The 22,363-nt window shown below is 29.5% G+C and carries 21 protein-coding genes; 17 read left to right on the top strand and 4 right to left on the bottom strand.

Going from position 1 to position 22,363, the window contains the following annotated elements:
* Positions 1-197: 197 nt before the first annotated feature.
* Complete coding sequence (thiD, locus tag NNC19_RS14575; protein ID WP_310939390.1) at positions 198-1,007, top strand: bifunctional hydroxymethylpyrimidine kinase/phosphomethylpyrimidine kinase; 810 nt, start codon at positions 198-200, stop codon at positions 1,005-1,007.
* On the opposite strand, the gene NNC19_RS14570 is transcribed toward thiD, so the two are convergent.
* Genes NNC19_RS14570 through NNC19_RS14555 form a run of 4 tightly spaced genes read right to left on the bottom strand, consistent with a single transcriptional unit; the run spans position 993 to position 4,148 of the window.
* Positions 993-2,033, bottom strand: a complete 1,041-nt coding sequence (locus tag NNC19_RS14570; protein ID WP_310939389.1) for an ATP-binding cassette domain-containing protein — start codon at positions 2,031-2,033, stop codon at positions 993-995. The two genes, thiD and NNC19_RS14570, sit on opposite strands and share 15 nt — an antisense overlap.
* 4 nt (positions 2,034-2,037) lie before the next feature.
* Positions 2,038-2,706, bottom strand: coding sequence for a molybdate ABC transporter permease subunit (gene modB / locus NNC19_RS14565; protein ID WP_310939388.1), 669 nt, complete (start codon positions 2,704-2,706; stop codon positions 2,038-2,040).
* Positions 2,707-2,727: 21 nt separating this feature from the next.
* The gene (gene modA / locus NNC19_RS14560; protein WP_310939387.1) at positions 2,728-3,519 is read right to left on the bottom strand and encodes a molybdate ABC transporter substrate-binding protein; all 792 of its coding nucleotides are present in this window, start codon (positions 3,517-3,519) and stop codon (positions 2,728-2,730) included.
* A gap of 11 nt (positions 3,520-3,530) precedes the next feature.
* Complete coding sequence (locus tag NNC19_RS14555) at positions 3,531-4,148, bottom strand: Fe-only nitrogenase accessory AnfO family protein (protein ID WP_310939386.1); 618 nt, start codon at positions 4,146-4,148, stop codon at positions 3,531-3,533.
* A gap of 218 nt (positions 4,149-4,366) precedes the next feature.
* Between NNC19_RS14555 and NNC19_RS14550 the strand changes: the two genes are divergently transcribed.
* The 16 genes from NNC19_RS14550 to NNC19_RS14475 all read left to right on the top strand — a co-directional run bounded on the left by NNC19_RS14550 (position 4,367) and on the right by NNC19_RS14475 (position 22,349).
* Entirely contained in the window at positions 4,367-5,284 is a 918-nt protein-coding gene (locus NNC19_RS14550) for a hypothetical protein (RefSeq protein ID WP_310939385.1), read from the top strand.
* 314 nt (positions 5,285-5,598) lie between these two features.
* Positions 5,599-6,420 carry a nitrogenase iron protein gene (gene nifH / locus NNC19_RS14545; protein WP_310939384.1) on the top strand — a complete coding sequence of 274 codons (822 nt, stop codon included), beginning with the start codon at positions 5,599-5,601 and terminating at the stop codon, positions 6,418-6,420.
* Between the two features lie 25 nt (positions 6,421-6,445).
* The gene (locus tag NNC19_RS14540) at positions 6,446-6,772 is read left to right on the top strand and encodes a P-II family nitrogen regulator (RefSeq protein WP_143316669.1); all 327 of its coding nucleotides are present in this window, start codon (positions 6,446-6,448) and stop codon (positions 6,770-6,772) included.
* 19 nt (positions 6,773-6,791) lie between these two features.
* Positions 6,792-7,175 (top strand): P-II family nitrogen regulator, encoded by a 384-nt coding sequence (locus NNC19_RS14535; RefSeq protein WP_310939383.1) that lies wholly within the window; start codon positions 6,792-6,794, stop codon positions 7,173-7,175.
* A 17-nt stretch (positions 7,176-7,192) separates the two neighbouring features.
* Positions 7,193-8,779, top strand: a complete 1,587-nt coding sequence (locus tag NNC19_RS14530) for a nitrogenase component I subunit alpha (RefSeq protein WP_310939382.1) — start codon at positions 7,193-7,195, stop codon at positions 8,777-8,779.
* Positions 8,779-10,143 (top strand): nitrogenase molybdenum-iron protein subunit beta, encoded by a 1,365-nt coding sequence (gene nifK, locus NNC19_RS14525; protein WP_310939381.1) that lies wholly within the window; start codon positions 8,779-8,781, stop codon positions 10,141-10,143. Before NNC19_RS14530 ends, nifK begins: the two co-directional genes overlap by 1 nt.
* 245 nt (positions 10,144-10,388) lie before the next feature.
* Positions 10,389-11,729, top strand: a complete 1,341-nt coding sequence (gene nifE / locus NNC19_RS14520; RefSeq protein WP_396136437.1) for a nitrogenase iron-molybdenum cofactor biosynthesis protein NifE — start codon at positions 10,389-10,391, stop codon at positions 11,727-11,729.
* On the top strand, positions 11,680-14,376 hold the full coding sequence (nifB, locus tag NNC19_RS14515) for a nitrogenase cofactor biosynthesis protein NifB (RefSeq protein ID WP_396136436.1): 2,697 nt from the start codon (positions 11,680-11,682) through the stop codon (positions 14,374-14,376). The genes nifE and nifB overlap by 50 nt, the downstream gene beginning before the upstream one ends.
* 34 nt (positions 14,377-14,410) lie before the next feature.
* Positions 14,411-15,334, top strand: coding sequence for an isopropylmalate synthase (locus tag NNC19_RS14510; protein ID WP_310939379.1), 924 nt, complete (start codon positions 14,411-14,413; stop codon positions 15,332-15,334).
* The gene (locus NNC19_RS14505; RefSeq protein ID WP_310939378.1) at positions 15,327-16,088 is read left to right on the top strand and encodes a homocitrate synthase; all 762 of its coding nucleotides are present in this window, start codon (positions 15,327-15,329) and stop codon (positions 16,086-16,088) included. Before NNC19_RS14510 ends, NNC19_RS14505 begins: the two co-directional genes overlap by 8 nt.
* A 181-nt stretch (positions 16,089-16,269) precedes the next feature.
* Positions 16,270-17,193 (top strand): LysR family transcriptional regulator, encoded by a 924-nt coding sequence (locus tag NNC19_RS14500; protein WP_310939377.1) that lies wholly within the window; start codon positions 16,270-16,272, stop codon positions 17,191-17,193.
* 113 nt (positions 17,194-17,306) lie between these two features.
* Positions 17,307-18,902, top strand: coding sequence for a nickel ABC transporter substrate-binding protein (nikA, locus tag NNC19_RS14495; protein ID WP_310939376.1), 1,596 nt, complete (start codon positions 17,307-17,309; stop codon positions 18,900-18,902).
* A gap of 71 nt (positions 18,903-18,973) precedes the next feature.
* A complete protein-coding gene (gene opp1B / locus NNC19_RS14490; protein WP_310939375.1) occupies positions 18,974-19,915 on the top strand; it encodes a nickel/cobalt ABC transporter permease in 942 nt (313 codons plus the stop codon).
* Position 19,916: 1 nt separating this feature from the next.
* Positions 19,917-20,738 carry a nickel/cobalt ABC transporter permease gene (opp1C, locus tag NNC19_RS14485; protein WP_310939374.1) on the top strand — a complete coding sequence of 274 codons (822 nt, stop codon included), beginning with the start codon at positions 19,917-19,919 and terminating at the stop codon, positions 20,736-20,738.
* Positions 20,738-21,550 (top strand): ABC transporter ATP-binding protein, encoded by an 813-nt coding sequence (locus NNC19_RS14480; protein ID WP_310939373.1) that lies wholly within the window; start codon positions 20,738-20,740, stop codon positions 21,548-21,550. Before opp1C ends, NNC19_RS14480 begins: the two co-directional genes overlap by 1 nt.
* A gap of 4 nt (positions 21,551-21,554) precedes the next feature.
* A complete protein-coding gene (locus NNC19_RS14475) occupies positions 21,555-22,349 on the top strand; it encodes a dipeptide/oligopeptide/nickel ABC transporter ATP-binding protein (RefSeq protein ID WP_310939372.1) in 795 nt (264 codons plus the stop codon).
* Positions 22,350-22,363 lie beyond the last annotated feature (14 nt).

Genomic DNA, 22,363 nt, shown 5'->3' with positions numbered 1-22,363 from the left:
CTCAGATTTGTAGAATCTGGGGTTTATTTTTTTCACAAAAATGAGCTGTGCACTAATTATTTAGTGCGACAGCCCCTTTTATTTTATATTTAAATAAAACCCTTAATAGAATATAAATTTATATCGATAAATTAAAATATAATATAAATTTAAGTACAAGATATATAAATAAATACAAAAGAGGAGGAGCAAGCAATATGAAAACAGTGCTGGCAATAGGAGGGTCGGATTCATCAGGAGGAGCAGGAATACAAGCTGATATTAAAACTATATCAGCAAATGGCGTTTATGCTATGAGTGTAGTAACAGCTGTAACAGCACAAAATACTAAGGGGATATTTGGAATCTATGATATTTACCCAGAGGCCATAGAAAATCAAATTAATGTGATTTTTGATGATATTGAAGTTAATGCAATAAAAATAGGAATGGTTTCAAAAATTGAATCAATTAAAGCAATTAATAGAGGTTTGATAAATGTTAAAAAGTTACCACCCATAGTTATAGACCCTGTAATTAAATCTTCAAGTGGATTTAGACTTTTAGCAGAGCATGCTAAAAGGACACTTATTAGGGAGTTATTTCCATTAGCAACTATTATAACTCCTAATTTATCAGAAGTTGAAGGAATATTAGGATGTAATGTAAACAGTATAGAAGAAATGAAAGTGGCTTGTGCCAAATTAAAGGAACTAGGGCCTAAATATGTATTAGTAAAGTGTGGTGAGCTTTATGAAGATGCTACTGATGTATTATATGATGGAGAAAATTTCATATATCTAACAGAAGATAGGATAAATGCAAAACATACTCATGGAACAGGTTGTACTCTTTCCTCGGCAATAGCAGCCAATTTAGCCAAAGGTATGAAAATGGAAGAGGCTGTAATGCAAGGAAAGAGATATGTTACAGTAGCTATTAATCATGGGTTTAAATTAGGTAATGGACTATGGCCTACAAATCATTTTTGTGAGTTATATAATAAAGCTAATTTAAAAATAAAATAAGCAATCATTAGGAAAGTGAAGGTTGATTTTATCTCCTACAGAAAAAGTCATTTTGTTTTTGGGAAGAGTTAAATGAATACTTTCACTTTTTTTAGTATTAAAATTTCTAACAAATAAAATATAATCAAATGGATTTTCTATAATATTTTCAACTGTAAAACTTAAAGAGTCTATATTATTTGAGGCTAGTTCAATATGATGAGATCTTATACCAATATAGTTTACATCAGAAGATATTTCATGTTGGAATGAAAGTTCATATCCCCAAGAATTTGTGTAAATGGTATTTAGCCCAGTTTTTTTGCAAGAAGATATATTTTTGCATCCAGTTAGTTTAGCTTCAGCTAAAGATTGAGGTTTTTTAAATAATTCTTTTATATTTCTTTTTGACATAGACATACCTTTATCATAAATTACAATATTATCACAGACTCTAAAAGCTTCTTCTATATTGTGAGTTACAAAAATTACATCTCCATTAAATTCTTTTAAAATAGACATTAATTCTTTTTCCATATTGCTTCTTAGATGATGATCTAAAGCTGAAAATGGTTCATCTAAAAGAAGAATATCAGGGGAAGTAATTAAAGCTCTAGCAAGAGCAACTCTTTGTTGTTGTCCGCCTGATAATTGGAAAGGATACATATTTTCTAATCCTTCAAGAGACATTCTTTCAATATAATTTTTTACAAGTTTACTTTTTTGAGAATTTTTCATATCAATTAAACCTATTTCTATGTTTTTATATATAGTCATATTAGGAAATAATGCATAGTTTTGAAATAAAAAACCAACTTTCCTTTTTTGTGGAGGAAGGTTGACTCCCTTGCTAGAATCAAATAGAATTTTATCATTTAAAATTATTGAACCAGAGGTTGGAGTTTCTAATCCTGCAATACAACGTAAAGTCATGCTTTTACCTGAACCTGATGCTCCTAGAAAGCCAAGGATTTTATTATCTTCACTAAAGTGAGTATTTAGTGTAAATGATGATAATTTTTTTTGAATATTTATATGTAAAGACATTTTATCAACCTCTTTTTTCCTTAAGTTTATTTTCAGACCAATAGTTTAATATAATTATCATAAAAAATGATATAGATATGATAATTATAACCCAAAGTATAGCTTTATTCATATCATTACCTTCTACAGCAAAAAAAATGGCAAGAGGCATGGTTTGAGTTTTACCAGGAATATTTCCAGCAAGCATTAATGTTGCACCAAATTCGCCCATAGCTCTAGCAAATGATAGAACAATACCTCCAATTATTCCAGGTGTAGCTAAAGGTACTGCTATTTTATAAAAAATTTTTCTTTCGCTTAACCCCAGAGTTCTAGCAGCAGAAAGTATGTTTTTATCAATTTGTTCAAATGCAGATCTTGTTGCTCTATACATCATTGGAAATGAAACTACAGTAGCAGCAATAACAGTTGCTGTCCAGGTGAATATTATAGAAGTGTTAAAAAAAGCCAATAATTTTCCCATAAAACCGTTTTTACCAAATATGAGGAGTAGGATAAATCCAACTACGGTGGGAGGAAGCAAAAGAGGGAGTGTTAAAACTCCATCTATGAGACCTTTAAAGTGACCTTTGTAATTAGCAACTAAATATGCTGCTAAAATTCCGATTATAAATGTTATAAATGTTGAAATCAATGATGTTGATATGGAAATCCATAAAGGTGATAAATCCATTATTACTTCCTCCTTATGCAATTATTTTACTGACTTATAACCATATTTCTCGAAGATTTTTTGGGCTTTATCTGTCAATAGGAAGTCTTCAAAATTTTTAGCTGTATCTTGATTTTTACTAGTATTAATTATACCTACAGGATAAGTAATAGGTGAGTGGTATTCAGATGGTATTTGCTCAATAATTTTTACAGAATCACTACTTAATGCATCACTTAAATAAACAAATCCAACATCAGCATTTTCAGAAGCTGTCCAAGAAAGTACTTCTTTAACATCTTTTGCAAATACAAGCTTTGACTGAATTGAGGATTTTATATTAAGTTTTGTGAAAACTTCATCAGCATATTTACCTGCAGGTACACTATTTGCTTCACCAACAGCAATTTTTTTTACTTTATCACTTATTAAATCATTTATACTTGAGATTGTTGAATCTTTTGGTCCAACTAATACTAATTCATTTTTTACTAAGTCCTTATCTGTTGAATCTAGTATTAAACCTTCATCTTTTAATTGAGTCATTTGGCTTTTTCCAGCAGATATAAAGAGATCACAAGGAGCACCTTGTTCTATTTGTTGCTCAAGAGAACCAGAAGCACCAAAATTAGTTACTAAAGTTACATTTGGATTTACATCTTTATATGCTGTTTGTAAGTCTGCCATTGCTTCTTTTAAACTAGCAGCAGCAGATATATTTAGTTCAATTGAGGCACTTGCTTTATTTTCTTTAGTAATGCTGCCACAACCTAAAGGAATAAAAGATATTATAAGTACAAGTACTAGAGATAAAAATTTAGTTAACTTTTTCATATTATCAACTCCTAATTATATTTTTTTAAAGTTACTTCAAAATCTTGATTTGAGATTTTTTTCACATCAAATGATAAATTGTTTTTATCACTATGAGTTCTTAGCCAAGGTGGCACATGACAACATCTTAATTTTAATGCATCAAAAGAGGTTGTTTCAATAAAAGGCAAGAGGGCTTTTTTGGATGATAATTCTGGATCTTCAATTTGAGCTTTTATTAAATCCAAGTAATATTCCCCTTGTTTAATTTTTTCAATTTTGTTGGCGTTTTTTTGATAACTTATTGCTTCATCTATTTCATGTATGTGCTCTTGTTTTAGAATTTTATCTAAAACTTCTTCAGCTTTACCAGGAAGTTCCCAAACACTAAAATCAGCGGAATAGAAAACGCTATAGGCAATGCCAAATCCTTTTTTTACAACAACTATTTTACAATCTTCAAACTCATCTATAAGTTTTAAGAAACCATAACGTATAGCCCTTATTCCTTTAACATTGTCCATGTTTATAGAAAGTTCTTTATATACATTCCATCTTTCGTACATTTTTTGAAAAATCTTGAGTTTAGTTGCTTCTAAAAATGTTGTGATTTCATCTTTTGAATTAAGAAATACTGCTATTTTTTCCATAAGATTTCTCCCCCTTTTTAAATAAAAAAAAGACACAATAATAAACTGCGCCCTTGCATCCCCAATATCTAATTTTTTATTTTAAGTTTAACTCATAATCTGAATTTGTCAAGATATTTTTTACAGTTAAAGATTTTTTTACTAATGTAAAGAAGGATTCTTATTGTTTAAATTTGGAAAAGGTGTTAGAATAACAAAAAAGTAAGGGGGCATGCTTAATGAATAGAATTACAACTAAATATGGAGTCTTAAATGGGGTTGCTACTATAGGAAAATATAATTCAGGAGAATATGAATATTTTATTTTAAATGAAAAAAGTGAATTAAATATATCAGGGAATAAATTTATTCCACTATATGAAGAGGTTAAGGAAAGAAGGAAAGAATTGCCATCAGTAAGATTTTATAAAAATGGAAATATAAAATCTTTGGCTCTAAATGAACAAATAACTGTAAATACTGATGTTGGTGATTTTTCAGCAGAGAAGATAGTATTTTATGAAGATGGGAAGATAAAAAGGTTATTTCCCTTAGATGGAAAATTATCTGCTTATTGGACAGAGGAAGATGAGTATAAGTTGGCTAATAAATATATAATACATACAAGAAAAGTAGATTTTTCTTCTAAAATTATATCATTATTTTTTTTCAAGTCAGGAAAAATTAAAAGTGTTACTTTATGGTCAAAAGAAAGAATAAAACTAAAAATCAAAGATGAATTAATAAATATAAGAATTGGATTATCATTTTATGAAGATGGAGAAATTAGTTCATGTGAACCAGCAATACCAACTCCTATAAAAACACCTATTGGGATTATTGATGCTTTTGATAAAAGTGCAATAGGTATTCATGGGGAAGATAATTCATTAAAATTCAATGAAAATGGAAGTATTAAGTCATTAATAACAAGTACAAATAAGATAGAAGTTACAAATAGAGAAGGTGAAAAGGAAATATATTCTTCTAAAACCATAAAGAAGTATGTAGGAGATATAAATACAACAGTACCAGTTTGTATAGAATTTTTTGAGAATGATATTAAAATTAATGAAGATAAATATAAAATTAATGAAAATTCTTTTGAGATTTACACATTAGTTGGGAAGACATTAACACTAAAGGGAGATTTATAAAAAGAATTCGTTTTCAATTTGTAAAGTGATTTTTGAAAATATATTCAAATATTTTTATCATAAATATACAAATTTTAATATAAATTAACATTAATGTGTGATATTATGAATACAATAAAATCATGAAGAGGACAATGGGGTCTAAATTTTAACATACTAGTTAGAATTTAGACCTCATTTTTCTTATCTCAGACAAAGGCGTCTTTTCTAAATAATTAAGAAATGATGTCTTTTTGTTTTAACTATGTTTATAACTTTTTCAATATATGAAAAGTTGTATATATAAAAAATTAAAATTGAAGGAGGAAAATCAAATGAGACAAGTTGCAATTTATGGAAAAGGTGGAATTGGTAAATCAACTACTACACAAAATCTAACATCAGCTTTAGGTGAAATGGGAAAGAAAATAATGATAGTAGGATGTGATCCTAAGGCAGATTCTACAAGATTAGTACTTGGAGGACTAGCACAAAAAACGGTTTTAGATACATTAAGAGAAGAGGGGGAAGATATTGAATTAGATTATATTATGAAATATGGATTTAAGAATATTAAATGTGTTGAATCAGGTGGACCAGAACCAGGAGTTGGATGTGCAGGTAGAGGTATTATTACTTCAATAGGAATGCTTGAAAGATTAGGAGCATATACACCAGATTTAGATTATGTTTTTTATGATGTATTAGGAGACGTTGTTTGTGGTGGTTTTGCTATGCCAATTAGAGAAGGTAAGGCACAAGAAATATATATTGTTGCAAGTGGTGAAATGATGGCATTATATGCTGCAAATAATATCTCAAAAGGGATACAAAAATATGCTAAGACAGGTGGAGTTAGGCTTGGTGGAATAATTTGTAATTCGAGGAAAGTTGATAGAGAATTAGATCTTTTAAAAGCTTTTGCAGAAGAATTAGGTAGTCAATTAATTCACTTTGTACCAAGAGATAACATGGTTCAGAGAGCTGAAATTCATAAGCAAACAGTTATTGAATTTGATCCGGAAGCTGAACAAGCTGATCAATATAGACAATTAGCAAAGAAAATAGATGAAAATAAATTATTTGTCATTCCTAAACCAATGACACAAGAAAGATTAGAAGAAATATTAATGGAATATGGTTTAATGGATATTTAATTAAAAGTGTTAGGAGTGTGTTGAGATGTATATGATTCGTGCAATATTAAGACCTGAAAAAGTGAATATAGTACTTTCAGAATTATTAGACGCAGGTTTTCCAGAAGTAACTAAAATGAGTGTTTTTGGAAGAGGTAAGCAAAAAGGAATTAAGGTTGGAGATATTCATTATGATGAATTACCAAAAGAAATGTTATTACTTGCAGTAAAAGATGAAGATAAAGATGATGTTATAAGAGTAATAATGAAAAATTCTAGAACTGGAGAAAAGGGCGCATTTGGAGATGGTAAGATTTTTGTTTCACCAATAGAAACTGCATATACAGTAAGTAGTGGTAAAGAAGGATTATAAAATTTAGGAGGAAAACTTTATGAAAGAAGTTATGTGTTTTATTCGGTTGAGTAAAGTAAACAAAACTAAAGAATCCCTTGCAGAAGCAGGTTTTCCATCAATTACTTGCATGAAGGTTCTTGGAAGGGGAAAAAAATCAATTGATCAAGCGTATATACAAGGTTTAATAGATGCTGGTGAAGAGGTACCTAGTCTTTATGCTGAAAATTATACAGAGAGGGGAAGATTAATTCCCAAGAGATTCATTACTTTAATAGTAAATGATGATGAAGTTAAAACTGTAGTTGATACAATTTTGGAGGTTAATTCTACTGGAACTCCAGGGGATGGGAAAATATTCATACTACCAATAGATGAAGTATACAGAGTAAGAGATGGTGAGAATGGAGAAAATGCAATTTAAATTTGGAGGTGATGCTAATGAGTAATGTAGATAATGTTTTAGAAAATTATAGTGCAAAAGTCTATAAGAATAGAAAAAAACATATGTTAGAACTTGTTGAAGATAAACAAGAAATAGGAGCTAATAGTAGAACTATTCCAGGAATGCTTACTCATAGAGGCTGTTGTTATGCTGGATGTAAAGGAGTTGTACTCGGACCTATAAAGGATGCAGCAATAATAACTCATGGGCCTATAGGATGTGGATATTATTCTTGGGGAACTAGAAGAAACAAGGCAGAAGTCGAAGAAGGAGAGAAAAACTTTTTAGAATATTGCTTTTCAACTGATTTACAGGAAAGTGACATTGTATTTGGAGGAGAAAAAAAGTTAAGACAAGCAATTAAAGAAGTTGTGGAGATATTTAATCCCAAAACTATATTTATATGTGCAACATGTCCAGTTGGATTAATAGGTGATGATTTACCAGCTGTTGCAACAGAAGCTAAGAAAATGTATGGAATTGAAGTTATGTCATTTGCCTGCGAAGGATATAAAGGTGTTTCACAATCAGCAGGACATCATATAGCAAACAATTCAATAATTAAGAGTTTAATTGGAACAAGTGACTATGAACCTAAAAAACACTCTGTTAATATTCTTGGAGAATATAACATTGGTGGTGATGGTTTTGAAATCGGAAGAATTTTAAAAAGTATAGGCTATGAAGTTATATCAATCATGACTGGTGATGGTAGTGTAGATGATATAAGAAAAGCCCACACAGCTGATTTAAACCTAGTTCAATGCCACCGTTCAATTAATTATATAGCAGAAATGATGAATATTCAATATGGAACAAGTTGGATGAAAGTTAACTTCATAGGTGTGGATTCAACTATACAAACATTAAGAGATATGGCAACATTCTTTAATGATCCAGAGTTAACAGCTAGAACAGAAGAGGTAATAGCACAAGAACTTGAAAATATACAAGATGATATGGCTATATATAGAGAAAAGTTAACTGGTAAAAAAGCAGCATTATTTGTAGGTGGTTCAAGATCTCATCATTATCAAATGCTATTAAAGGATTTTGGTGTAGAAACAGTACTTGCAGCTTATGAATTTGCACATAGAGATGATTATGAAGGTAGAGAAGTTATACCAACAATAATAGAAGATGCAGATTTAAAAAATATTGAAGTATTAAAAGTAGAAAAAATTGAAGATAAATTCAAAGTTGTGAAGAGTCAGGAAGAGATAGAAGAATTAAAGAAACAGCTTAAGGAGTTAGAAGATTATCCTGGAATGATGAAGGACATGAATAAAGGTTCTGTTGTAGTTGATGACTTAAATCACTATGAAACAGAGGAATTTATTAAGAAACTTAAACCAGATGTATTCTTTTCAGGTATAAAAGATAAATTTGTAATTCAAAAGGGTGGTGTTTTATCAAGGCAATTACACTCTTATGATTATAGTGGACCATATGCTGGATTTAGAGGAGCTGTTAATTTTGGTAGAGATTTAACTATGGGGCTATATACTCCAGCATGGGGATATACATGTCCACCATGGAAAAAGGAATCTATATTAGAAGGAACTTTTGGAGGTGAGGTATAATGCTTAATTTGACACCACAAGAAATAAAAGAAAGAAAAGCACTTAAAATAAATCCAAGTAAGACATGTCAACCAGTTGGAGCAATGTATGCAGCTCTTGGAGTTCACAATTGTATGCCACATAGTCATGGGTCACAAGGATGTTGTTCATATCACAGAACTTTTTTAACAAGACATTTCAAAGATCCCGCAATTGCTTCAACTTCAGCATTTAGTGAAGGTGCTTGTGTATTTGGTGGAGGAAGTAATTTAAGAACTGCAGCTAAAAATATATTTGATATATATGACCCAGAGATAATAGCAGTACACACAACTTGTCTTTCAGAAACAATAGGAGATGATATTGGATCTATTTTAGAATCTATAGATATACCAGAAGGGAAATATATGGTTCATACAAATACACCAAGTTATGTTGGGTCTCATATTAATGGATTTTCTAATATGGTAACAGGTTTTATAAAATATTTATCTAAATCTACAGGAACATCAAATGGAAAGATGTGCGTTATACCTGGTTTCGTTAATCCTGGAGATATGAGAGAAATGAAGAGATTATTAAAGCTTATGGGAGTAGATTTTACAATGATTCCTGATACAAGTGGTGTAGTAGATGCACCTATGACTGGAAAGTATGAATTATACCCTAAAGGTGGAACAAAGGTAGAAGATATCATAGCCCTTGGAGATTGCGAAAAAACTTTAGCTGTTGGAGGATTTGCCTCAGAAGCAGGAGCAATTGAATTAGAAAATTCATTTAAAATTCCTTATAAAAAGTTATATATGCCAATAGGAATTGGATCAACTGATGATTTTGTAATGGAATTAAGTAAATTTAGTAAAGAACAAGTACCTTATGAAATAGAAGAGGAAAGAGGACAATTAGTTGATATAATGGTTGATTCTCATCCTTATTATAGTGGAAAAACTGTAGCTATATATGGAGATCCAGATATAGTTATAGGATTAACTAAATTTGTACTTGAACTTGGAATGATTCCTAAGTATGTAATTACAGGTACTCCAGGAAATGCATTTGAAGTAGAAGTAAAATCCTTATTTGAGCAATTTGGGATAGAAGGTTGTATTTGTAAACAAGCTAGTGATTTATTTGAACTACATCAATGGATTAAGAATGATAAGGTTGATTTATTACTTGGAGGAACTCATGGAAAATATATTGCTAGAGCTGAAGATATTCCTTTAGTAAGAGCTGGTTTTCCAATAATGGACAGATATGTACATTCATATATGCCATTAGTTGGCTATAGAGGAGCAATGAGATTACTTGAGCTTATCCTAAATGCATTGATGGACAGAAAAGATAGGGATTGTGAAGAAAAAGATATGGAGTTAGTAATGTAATAATCATGGATAAACTTAGGCATATTCTCAAAAATAATTAGTTAATATGTTGTTCTGTTTTATTTACATGCTTTTCTAATAGCTTACCATTAGAAAAATATATGAACTTGATTGACAGAAAGTATATGGCATTTATAACTTGTTATTCTATTACATATGCCCCAACGAAGTTTCCTAATTTTTAAGAGACTTCGTTGAAGTTTCATCCAATTAATAAATGAAAGGTGTGATTTTTTTTGGAAGAGATGGTATCAGGATCTTTGCTCAAAGAAAGAGAGGACTTTATTTTTTGCAAAGATGATAGTTGTAATGGAGAAATGAAATGTGATAGTGATAGTTTATCAGGTGCAGTAAGTCAAAGAGCTTGTGTATATTGTGGAGCAAGAGTTGTCCTAAACCCTATAACAGATGCTTATCACATAGTTCATGGTCCAATTGGATGTGCAAGTTATACATGGGATATAAGAGGGAGTCTTTCAAGTGGGGAAGAGCTTTATAGAAACAGTTTTTCAACTGACTTAAGTGAAGAGGACATAATATTTGGTGGAGAAAAGAAATTAACTTCTGCAATAGAAGGGATTATGAAAAATCATAGTCCTAAAATAATATTTATATATGTAACTTGCATAGTAGGGGTAATAGGAGATGATGTTGAAGCTGTTTGTAGAAAAACAGAAGAGAAATATTCTATACCTGTTATACCTGTAAAGGCTCCAGGGTTTTCAGGTAATAAATCTAAAGGATATAGAGCAGCAGGTGATGCTCTAATGAATTTATTTAGAAGAAATATCTATCCAAAAGTTAAAGGGATTAATATACTTGGAGATTTTAATTTAGCTGGGGAAATATGGATAATAAAAGAATACTTAGAGAAGATTGGGATTAATGTTATATCTACAATAACAGGGGATGCAAGTTATGAGAAACTGAAAAAAGCAAGTAGTGCAAGTTATAATGTAGTTCAATGTGCTGGATCTATGACAGCGCTTGCTAAGAAAATGGAGGCTGAAATGGATATTCCATTTATCAAAATAAGTTTTGTTGGACTAGAAGATTCTAAGAATTCTCTATTAAAAATAGCAAGCCTTTTTGGAGATAGAGAAACCATAGAGAGAGCAAAAGATCTTATTAGTGAGGAAGAGAAGAGAATTATTCCTATATTAAACTCTTATAGAGAAAATCTTAAAGGTAAAAAAGCTGCAATCTACGTAGGTGGAGGTTTTAAAGCTATTTCATTAATAAAACAATTTAAAGAGTTAGGGATGAATACAGTTTTAGTTGGAACACAAACAGGTAAAAAGGAAGATTATGAAGTAATAAATAACTTAGTTGATAATGGGACAGTAGTTTTAGATGATGCCAATCCAGCTGAATTAGAAAAGTTTATCATAGAAAAAGGTGCAGATATATTAGCTGCAGGGGTAAAGGAAAGACCTCTTGCGTATAAGTTAGGAGTTGCATTTTGTGATCATAATCATGAGAGAAAACATCCTCTTGGAGGATTTATAGGAGCAATTAATTTTGCAAAAGAAGTGAATGAGTCAGTTAATAGTCCAGTTTGGAAATATGTTAGGGAAGGAAAGTAGAAGTATGAAAGAAGATTATGTAGATTTAACAGTAAATCCATGTAAGATGTGTATGCCTATGGGGGCTGTAAATGCTTTATATGGAATAAAAGGGGCAATGACAATATTGCATGGGTCTCAAGGGTGTAGTACATACATAAGAAGACATATGGCAACACATTATAATGAGCCAATAGACATAGCTTCTTCTTCTTTAACAGAACAAGGAACTGTTTATGGTGGAGAAAAAAATTTAATAACTGGATTAGAAAATTTAATTAAGCTATATAATCCAAAAGTTATTGGAATATCAACAACTTGTTTAGCAGAAACAATAGGGGAAGACATAGTACGTATATTAAAAACTTTCAAAGAAACTCATATAGATTCTAATGTAGAGATAATACCTATTTCAACTCCAGGGTATGGAGGAACTCAATATGATGGGTTCTGTAGAGCCCTTAAAGCAGTAGTAGAAAACTTAAAGTTAAATAGTGAAAAAAATGAAAAGATTAATATTGTAACTAGTTTGATAAGTCCAGCAGATGTTAGGGAACTTAAAGAAATAATAGGCAGTTTTGATATTGATTTTATTTTACTTCCTGATATAAGTGAAAATCTTGATGGAATTCATAAAGTAAATTATGAAAGATTACCATCTAATGGAACAAGTATAGAAGAAATAAGAATGATGGCTGGAGCAAAAGCAACAATTGAAATTGTTAGTTTTGTTAATGATGAAAATTCTGTTGGAAAATATTTAGAAGATAAATTTGGTGTTGAAAATTATAGAGTGAATATACCAAGGGGACTTAGAGATACAGATAAATTTTTAGAAGTGTTATCTAAAATTTCAGGAAATCCTATACCTGAAAAATATAAGAAGCAAAGAGGAAGATACTTAGATGCCATGATAGATTCTCATAAATATAATAGTGAAGGTAGAGCGGTTATTTATGGAGAACCTGATTTTGTATATTCTACATCTAGGATGTGTTTAGAGAATGGAGTTATGCCAGTATTGATAGCATCTGGGGAAAAATGTCCTAGCTTAAAAGAAAAACTTGAAGAAGAAGTTAGAGAAATTGGAAGTAGATTATTTGTTCACAAATATAAAATCATAGATGAAGCAGATTTTAAAGATATAGAGAAGTATGCATTAGATTTTGAAGCTAATGTTATGATTGGAAATTCAGATGGTAGAAGAATAGAAGAAAAACACAAAATATCACTAGTAAGAGCATCATTTCCAATACATGATAGGGTAGGTGGTCAAAGAATTATGTCTATAGGATATGAAGGATCTTTAAATTTAGGAGATGAAATAGCAAATGTGATTTTAGGGAGAAAAGAAAGCAGTTTTAGGGAAAATTTATATGATGAACTTTATAAGGGAGAGAAGGTGTCAAAATTGGATAATAAAAAAATTAGTATAGAAGAAAAAACAAAAACTCATCCATGTTTCAGTTGTAGTTCAGCTCATAAATATGCAAGAATGCATCTACCAATAGCCCCAAAGTGTAATGTAAGTTGCAATTATTGCTTAAGGAAATATGATTGTCCAAATGAAAGTAGACCAGGAGTTACAACAGAAGTTTTATCTCCTAAAGAAGCATTTGAAAAGTATAAGTATGTTAAGAGTAAGATGGATAATCTTAAGGTTGTAGGAATAGCAGGACCAGGGGATGCTTTGGCTAATTTTGATGAAGTAAAAAAGACATTAACATTAATAAAAGAATATGATGATGAAGTGACTTTTTGCTTATCAACAAATGGATTAATGCTTCCATTTTATGCACAGCAGTTAATTGATCTTGGAGTTACACATGTGACAATAACAATAAATGCTGTAGATTCAACTATAACAGCTAAGGTATATAAATATATAAATTATTTAGGTATTACTTACACTGGAGTTGAAGGTGCACAAATATTACTTAATAATCAATTATCAGGACTTAAGTATTTAACTGATAGAGGAATTATTTGTAAAGTAAATATAGTTATGCTTAAAGGTATTAATGATCATCATATTGAAGAGGTCACTAAAAAAGTAAAAGAACATGGAGCAAGCATTACAAACATTATGCAGATGATACCTGTTAAAGGTAGTGTGTTTGAAAATATGCCTTTAGTTAGTAATAAAGAAATAAAAGACTTAAGAGATAAGTGTGGAGAGCATATAAGTCAGATGTATCACTGTAAGCAATGTAGAGCTGATGCTATAGGACTACTAGGAGATGATCAATCTTTGAAGTATAGGAAAGAAGAAATAGAAGAAGAGAAAAATCATACTTCATTAAAATTTGCAGTTGCATCAAAGAGTGGAATGGTTGTAGATCAACATTTTGGACATGCAACGGAGTTTTATATTTATGAATATAAAGATAATATGGCAATGTTTTTAGAAAAAAGAAGTGTAGATAAGTATTGTAACGGAAAAGAAGTATGTGAAGAAGACGTTGATAAATTTACAAAGATATCTAATATGCTAGAGGATTGTGATGGCATAATTTGTCTTAGAATTGGTGAAGAACCAACAAAGAAACTAAAAAAGTCAGGGATAGAAATATTTATGACTTATGAAAGAGTTGAAGTGGCTGTAGCTTTTGCAGCAGAAGATATTTTAAATAGGAAAAAGAATAAAGTCATTCTTAATGTAAAATAACATTTAAAATTTCCAATTAGAAAGGTAGGATATCATGAAGGAGAGACAAGTTGAGATTGTAGATAAAACTCTAGTTGCACTTTGGAGCTTATATGAAGAAAAGGTCAAAGAAAAAAAAGAAAAAGTTAAGGAATTAATTAAATTAATATATTTAATTGGTAGTGATTATATTGAAATTACGCCAGAGATATATGAAGAATTATTTCCACTTCCAGTAGATGTAGAATTCAGGGTAAATGTAGTTAAAGAGCTCTATATACCAAGGGGAAAGTATATAGATTCAAGCAATAAAATTAATAAAAATATAAACAATCTCAACAATATAAGAATAGCAGGGTTAGATGATTTAATGCTTTATGACTATGAGGAAAAATTATTAAAGCTTATGGATTCCTTTGGGAAAGGTATGGAATTATGTATTGGTAATGAATTTGGATGTGCAACTGCTTTAACATTAGAATGGATTAAACTAGGAGGTCATAAAGTTGTAACTAGTTTTGCAGGCATTGGAGGATATGCCCCATTAGAGGAACTTTTAGGGTCAGTTGAGTTTATACAAAAAATTAATCTTAGGGGTAATCATGTTCTATTTCCTACAGTATTACAGATTTATGAAGAAATAATAGGTGAAGAACTGCCATATAATATGCCTTTCATAGGGAAAAATATATTTAATGTTGAATCAGGAGTTCATGTTAATGGAATTTCAAAGAATGTTAATACCTATGAGCCTTATGATCCAAAAGAGATAGGTAGAGAAAGAAAAATAGTAATTGGCAAACATTCAGGAATAAAATCTTTAAAAATTAAACTTGAAGAATTAAATATAGCATATGAAGAAGAAAAATTAGAAGAGGTTTTAGAAGTTATAAGAAAAAAGAGCACTCAAATAGGGAGAGGACTTCTAGACGATGAAATAGAAGGAATATATAGTAAAGTAGGGGTTGAAAATGAATAGAGAAGTATATATAGTAGATACAACATTAAGGGATGGAGAGCAAGCTCCAGGAAAAGCATTTACAGTAAATCAAAAGGTTGAAATTGCAAGGTATTTAGATTTAAATGGAATCTATCAAATAGAAGCAGGGACCCCTGCAATGGGAAGCGTAGAAAAAGATTGTATAATTCAAATTGTAGATGCTATGGAGAATTCTTTTGTTTCAACTTGGAACAGGATTAATAAGAATGATATAAAACATTCTATTGAGTGCAATCCTGACATTATTCATTTAAGTGTTCCAAGCTCTGAAATTCAGATATATTCAAATTTAAGAAAAGATAAAACTTGGGTAGAAAATAATTTGAAAGATTGTGTGTATTTTGCAAAAGAACAAGCTTATGAAGTGACTATTGGTTTTGAAGATGCATCAAGAGCAGATATTAAGTATCTTATACACTTATGTGATATTCTTGAAAAGTTAGATGTTCATAGAGTAAGGTATGCAGATACTGTGGGGATATTAAGTCCATCAACAACTAAAAAAGCAATAACTACTTTAGTCGAAAATACTAGTATGGAAATTGAGATACATGCTCATAATGATTTTGGAATGGCAACAGCTATATCAATTGAAGGGGCTAAATGTGGAGCCAAATATGTTAATTGTACATTAGATGGTATAGGAGAAAGGGCTGGAAATTGTAATATGCAAGAATTCATTAAATCTACTAAAGGATTTTTTCCTAATATGCATGAATTAGATAAGGATTAAAATAATTTGTTAATTAAGTGATAATTATTAAGGTAAGTAAAAAGAGACTTTCTTTAATAATTGTCACTTTTTATTTTTATAAAATTTGATTGACAAGTATTAACATGATATGATGAGTGTTAATGATAAGTAATATCAATTGAAATGAAGTGTTGTTTTGTTGTAAAACTAAGGAGGAAATATGGAAATAAAACAATTAGAATATTTTGTAGCCACAGCAGATTGTGGGAGTATAAATAAAGCAGCTGAAATTTTATATACTTCTCAACCCAATGTTAGTAAAGTAATAAATGCATTTGAAAAAGAAATGGGAGTTTCATTTTTTTATAGAACAAATAAAGGAGTAAGGTTAACAGAACAAGGCAAAAAAATTTATGAATATGCTAAAATTGTTTTAAAAAATGCTAATATGATGACTTCAGCAATTAAAAAAGAAATTACTAGAAAATTTAGTGTTTCATGTTACCCTAGTCATATGATTTCAAGAGTCTTTATTGAATTTTACAATTCAAGGAATAATGAAAATATTAACTTAGAATTTTATGAAGGAACAGTAGAAGAAATTACAGACCATGTAGCTCATTATCTTTCTGAAATTGGAATTGTATATTTTTCTGAAAATCAGCTTAAATGTTTTAATCATATAATGGGACATAAAAAATTAGAATTTAATATTCTTGATAAAAGAGAAGCATGTATTTATGTAGGAGAAAATAATCCTTTATTCAAAAAAGATATGGTTAAATTTGAGGAGTTACATAAATTGAAGTTTGTTCAGCCTATAAAAGATTTATTCTCATTAGAACATCACTTAGAGAGTATTAGTGTGGGAGCAATAAATATGGAGAATTTCAATAATATAATTCAGACAAATAGTGATAATCTTACTATAGATTTGTTACTAAATACAGATGTTTGTAGTTTTGGAATAGATTTTATGAATGAGAATTATGAGCAGTATAAAATCAAACCATTAAGCATTAAAGGGTGTACAAAGTGTTTGTTAATAGGATATGTAAAGCATAAGGATACTGAATTAACAAAAGAAGCTACAGAATTTATAAATTATATAAAAAAGACTTTAAAAGAAAGTAAATCTATTTAGTTATAACAAATAGTTATTACTGGGTATGAATAAATGATATTATTCAAATTCTATCCCCTATGATAAAGTATGAATCATGAGTGATAATGAAAATCAATTAGGGGAGGAAAATTATGAAATTAAAAAAGTTTAGTTCAGTGTTACTTGCTTTTGGAATTATGATAGGAACACTATCAGGTTGTTCTAATAAAAAAGAATTGACAGAGAATAATATAAATTCAAAACAAGAAGAGGTAGTTTTTGTTAACTTTAGAGATATCAGAGATTTAAATCCGCATTTATATGCAGGAGAAATGTATGCTCAGGAAATGCTATATGAATCATTAGTTAATGTAACAGAAGATGGATACGAGCCTTGCTTAGCAGAAAACTGGGATATTAGTGAAGATGGGAAAGTATACACTTTCAAAATTAGACAAGGCGTAAAATTTTCAGATGGAAATGTATGTGATGCTAATGCTATAAAGGCTAATTTTGATGCTATAGCTGAAAATAAAAGTCGTCATACTTGGTTAGAAATGATGGAATTACTTGAAAGTGTTACAGTTAAAGATGACTATACATTAGAAATAAAAATGAGTAAACCATATTATCCAATGCTTACAGAATTAGGAGTTACAAGACCATTTGCAATGATTTCACCAGCTGCAATGAAGAATGGTTCAACTAAGGATGGAGTTAAAGAATATATAGGAACAGGTCCATATGTACTTAAAGAATTTGTTACTGATCAATATGCAATTTTTGAAGTGAATGAAAATTACTGGGGAGAAAAACCAAAGATTAAGAAGATTACTGTGAAGGTAATACCAGACAATCAAACACGTATATTAGCTCTTGAAAAAGGAGAAATAGATCTAATCTATGGGAAAAATATGATAGATGCTGATGCAGTTAATAAATATAAAGATAATGATGCATTTGAAGTTGAATTATCTGAGGCAACATCTACAAGACAAATTGTATTAAATACTACTGATGAAATTTTAAAAGATACAAATGTAAGAAAAGCACTTCAACATGCAACTGATAAAAAGTCAATTTCAGATGGAGTATTTTATGGAATAGAGAAGCCAGCAGATACTTTGTTTTCAGAGACTACAAGATATTGTGATATTAATTTAATTCCATATGAATATGATAAAGACAAAGCAAATTCTATGCTTGAGAAATCTGGATGGAAGCTTGGAAGTGATGGTATACGTGAGAAAGATGGTAGAAAGTTAGAGTTATCATTACTTTATAATAGTGATAGTGTTACGGAAAAATCTATAGCTGAATATATTCAAGGTGAATACAAAAAGGTAGGGGTTAACTTGACAATAAAAGGTGAAGAAGAACAATCATATCGTGATAATATGAAATCTGGTAATTTTGATATGGTATTTAATATTTGTTGGGGGACTCCATATGATCCACAATCATCTTTAGCAGCTATGAGAAAGCCCGTATATGGAGATTATGCTGCACAACAAGGATTGGCAGATAAAAAAGAAATTGATGATGCAATTACTAATATATTAACTTCTACTAATGAAGATGAAAGACAAGAATTATATAAATTTGTTTTAACAAGATTACATGAAGATGCAGTATATATCCCACTTACATATGAATGTAATAAAGCAATATTTAGAAAAGGACTTAAAGATGTTAAATTTACTCAAACTCAATATGAAGTCCCATTTTCAAAAATGTATTTAGAATAAAAATAATAAAAGTCTGCTAGTGTTGAGAAATTTCAATATTAGCAGCTCTTTTTATAAAGGAGAAATAGAAAGTGAAAAACTATATTTTGAAAAGGAGTTTAATGTCAATTCCCTTATTGATAAGTATATCTTTTGTGTGTTTTGTTTTTATAAATTTAATTCCATCTGATCCAGCAGAAGTAGCACTAAGGGTTAGACAAACACCAGTAATTACAGATGAAGCTATAAGGCAAATAAGAACAGAGCTTGGGTTAAATGATCCATTCTTTATTAGATATATAAGATGGCTAGGGGATTGCTTGAGATTTGATTTTGGAGTAAGTTATGTAAATCCATCTAGAACAGTTATAGGAGAGATAGGAAGATCTCTTCCTGCAACAATACAGTTAGCAGGATTATCTCTTGTCTTTGTAATAATTTTAAGTTTACCAATTGGTTTTTTTTGTGCAGTATATAAGGATAGCATTTTTGATAGAGCTATAAGAAGTATTGTATTTATAACAACAGCAATGCCAGCTTATTGGATAGGACTTTTGCTAATTTGGGTGGTGAGTATAAAATTGAATTTATTACCTACTAGTGGGAGTGGATCTTTTAAACATTTAATTCTTCCTTCTATTACAGTAGCTTTAACATATATATCAACATATATTAGGTTAATTAGAAACAACATTTTAGAAAATATGAAAGAAGATTATGTATTGTATGAGAAAGTAAGAGGATTAAAAGAAAGAAAAATTCTTATTAATCATGTTTTAAAAAATTCTTTACATACATGTATTGTGGCTATTGGAATGAGTATTCCTCAATTAATTGCAGGAACAATTGTTGTAGAAAATGTTTTTGCTTGGCCAGGAGTAGGAAAGTTATGTATTGCAGCTATTTTTAATAGAGATTATCCAATAATTCAAGCTTATGTATTAATGATAGGTACTTTATTTATTATATTTAATCTGATTTTTGATATTATACAGTACATCACTGATCCTAGATTAAGAAAGGATGTGAACTGATATGATAAAACAACTTATGAAAAATAAAATAGCTTTATTAAGTTTGGGGATAATAATTACAATTTCAATTTTAGGAATATTTGCACCAATATTTGCACCAAATGATCCTTATGAAAGTAATATAGTGAAAAAGTTTACAATAATTTCTTATGAGCATCCATTAGGAACAGATCACTTAGGACGTTGTATACTTTCAAGAATGATTTATGGAATAAGACCAACATTATTTCTATCCTTGCTTACAATGATTGGAACTATTGGATTAGGAACAATTATGGGAATATTAGCAGGTTATTTTAAAGGGATAGTAGATGAAATTATAATGCGTATTGTAGATGTAATGTTGTCTTTTCCAAGTCAAATCATGATATTAGCAGTAGTAGCACTGCTTGGAGTTGACATAAGAAATGTAATTATAGCTAATATTTTTATAAAGTGGGCATGGTATGCAAGAATGATCAGAACAAGTGTATTAAAGTATAGAGATAAAAACTTTATTTTATTTTCAAAGAGCATAGGTTCCAGTGAAAGCTTTATTTTATTTAAACATGTGTTACCTAGCATTGGATCAGAAATGGCAATATTTGCAACATTAGATATAGGGTGGGCAATTTTAAATATATCTACTTTGTCATTCTTAGGACTTGGAGTTCAGGCTCCTATACCAGAATGGGGAGCAATGCTAAATGAAGCAAAGAATGTTATGACTACTAATCCATATCAGATGTTAGTTCCAGGAATTTCTATAGTTATTTTAGTCGCATCATTTAATATGTTAGGAGACTGCATTAGAGATGCACTAGATCCAAAGGAGGTAAAATAATGAAAGAACTATTAAAGGTAGAGAATCTAACAGTGAAACATATAGAAAATCAAGTAACAATAGTAGATGATGTATCATTTATAGTTGAATTAGGAAAGTGTATTGGTATATTAGGAGAATCAGGTAGTGGAAAGAGTTTGACTTGCAAAGCTATTATGGGGATTTTAGATAAAAATTTTGAAGTTACTGGAAGTGTTGAATACAGGGGAAAAAACTTACTTAGTGAAAAAGGGGAGAAACTTAGAAAATTGAGAGGTAAAAAGATTTGTATGATTTTACAAAATCCTATGACATCATTTGATCCTTTATATAGAATAGATGAACAAATAAAAGAAACTTTAATTGAACATACCAATTTGGTAAAGGATGAAATAAATAAGACAAGCTTAGAAATATTAAAAATGATGCAAATAAGAAATCCTAAAGATGTATTAAAGAAGTATCCACATCAACTTAGTGGAGGTATGCTTCAAAGAATTATGATAGGATTAGCTTTGATTATGGAACCAGATTTAATTATTGCAGATGAGCCAACTACAGCCATTGATGCTATAACACAATATGAAGTGGTTAATGAATTTATAAAAATAAAAGAAAAAAATAATATGGGAATTATATTTATATCTCATGATTTAGGTGTTATAGGTAAAATTGCTGATAAAATTTTTGTCATGGATAAAGGAAAAATAGTTGATAGAGGTACACCAGAATATATATTTAAACAAGCAAAAAATATATATACAAAAAATTTAATAGATAAAAAGATGGCTGTTATGAATAAATTTAAAGAAATAATAAGGAAGGAGGGCTAAATTTATGCTTTTAAAAGCAGAAGGAATTGGAGTTAAATTAAAAAAAGAAAATCAAAAAAAGTTATTTGGAAATGAAAAGCAAGAAATATTAAAAGATGCATATATAGATTTAAATAAAGGTGAATGTGTTGGAATTATAGGAGAAAGTGGAAGTGGAAAGAGTACATTTGGGAAAGTTTTGGTAGGGCTTTTAAAACCTAATTCAGGTAAAGTTTTAATAAATGGTATAGATACATATGGAAAAAATAACAAAGAAAATAAAATAAACTTAAAACAGACTATTAGTATTGTATTTCAAGATTATACTTCATCTGTAAATCCTAGATTTAAAGTTAAGGATGTAATTAATGAAGCATTAATTATTAAGGAAAGAAATTCAAGAAAAAAAATAAATAAGGAAGAAAATATAAAAGAATTACTAAAGCAGGTTGGATTAAGTGAAAATATAATTAATAGATACCCTCATGAATTAAGTGGAGGACAGCTTCAAAGGGTATGCATAGCAAGAGCTATTGCAATAGAACCACAGATAATTCTTTTAGATGAAGCGATTAGTTCATTAGATGCTTCAATACAAACTCAAATAATGGATCTCTTATTAGAATTAAAGAGGAAATATAATTTATCATATATTTTTATTACTCATGATTTAACAGCGGTTACATATATGTGTGATAAAGTTTTATTTTTGAATAATGGTAGAGTTGTTGAAAAAGTTGATGATATTTCAAAATTAGCTTTAGTTTCAAATGAATATGCAAAAAAACTTTTAAATTCAGTTATGATAATTGATTATTAAGAAAAGTTGGTAAT

The sequence above is a fragment of the Clostridium sp. SHJSY1 genome (genome assembly GCF_031626875.1).
Lineage (GTDB): Bacteria > Bacillota > Clostridia > Clostridiales > Clostridiaceae > Clostridium.
Note: the sequence above shows the minus strand (reverse complement) of the source record. Positions and strands in the feature narration are given on the sequence as shown.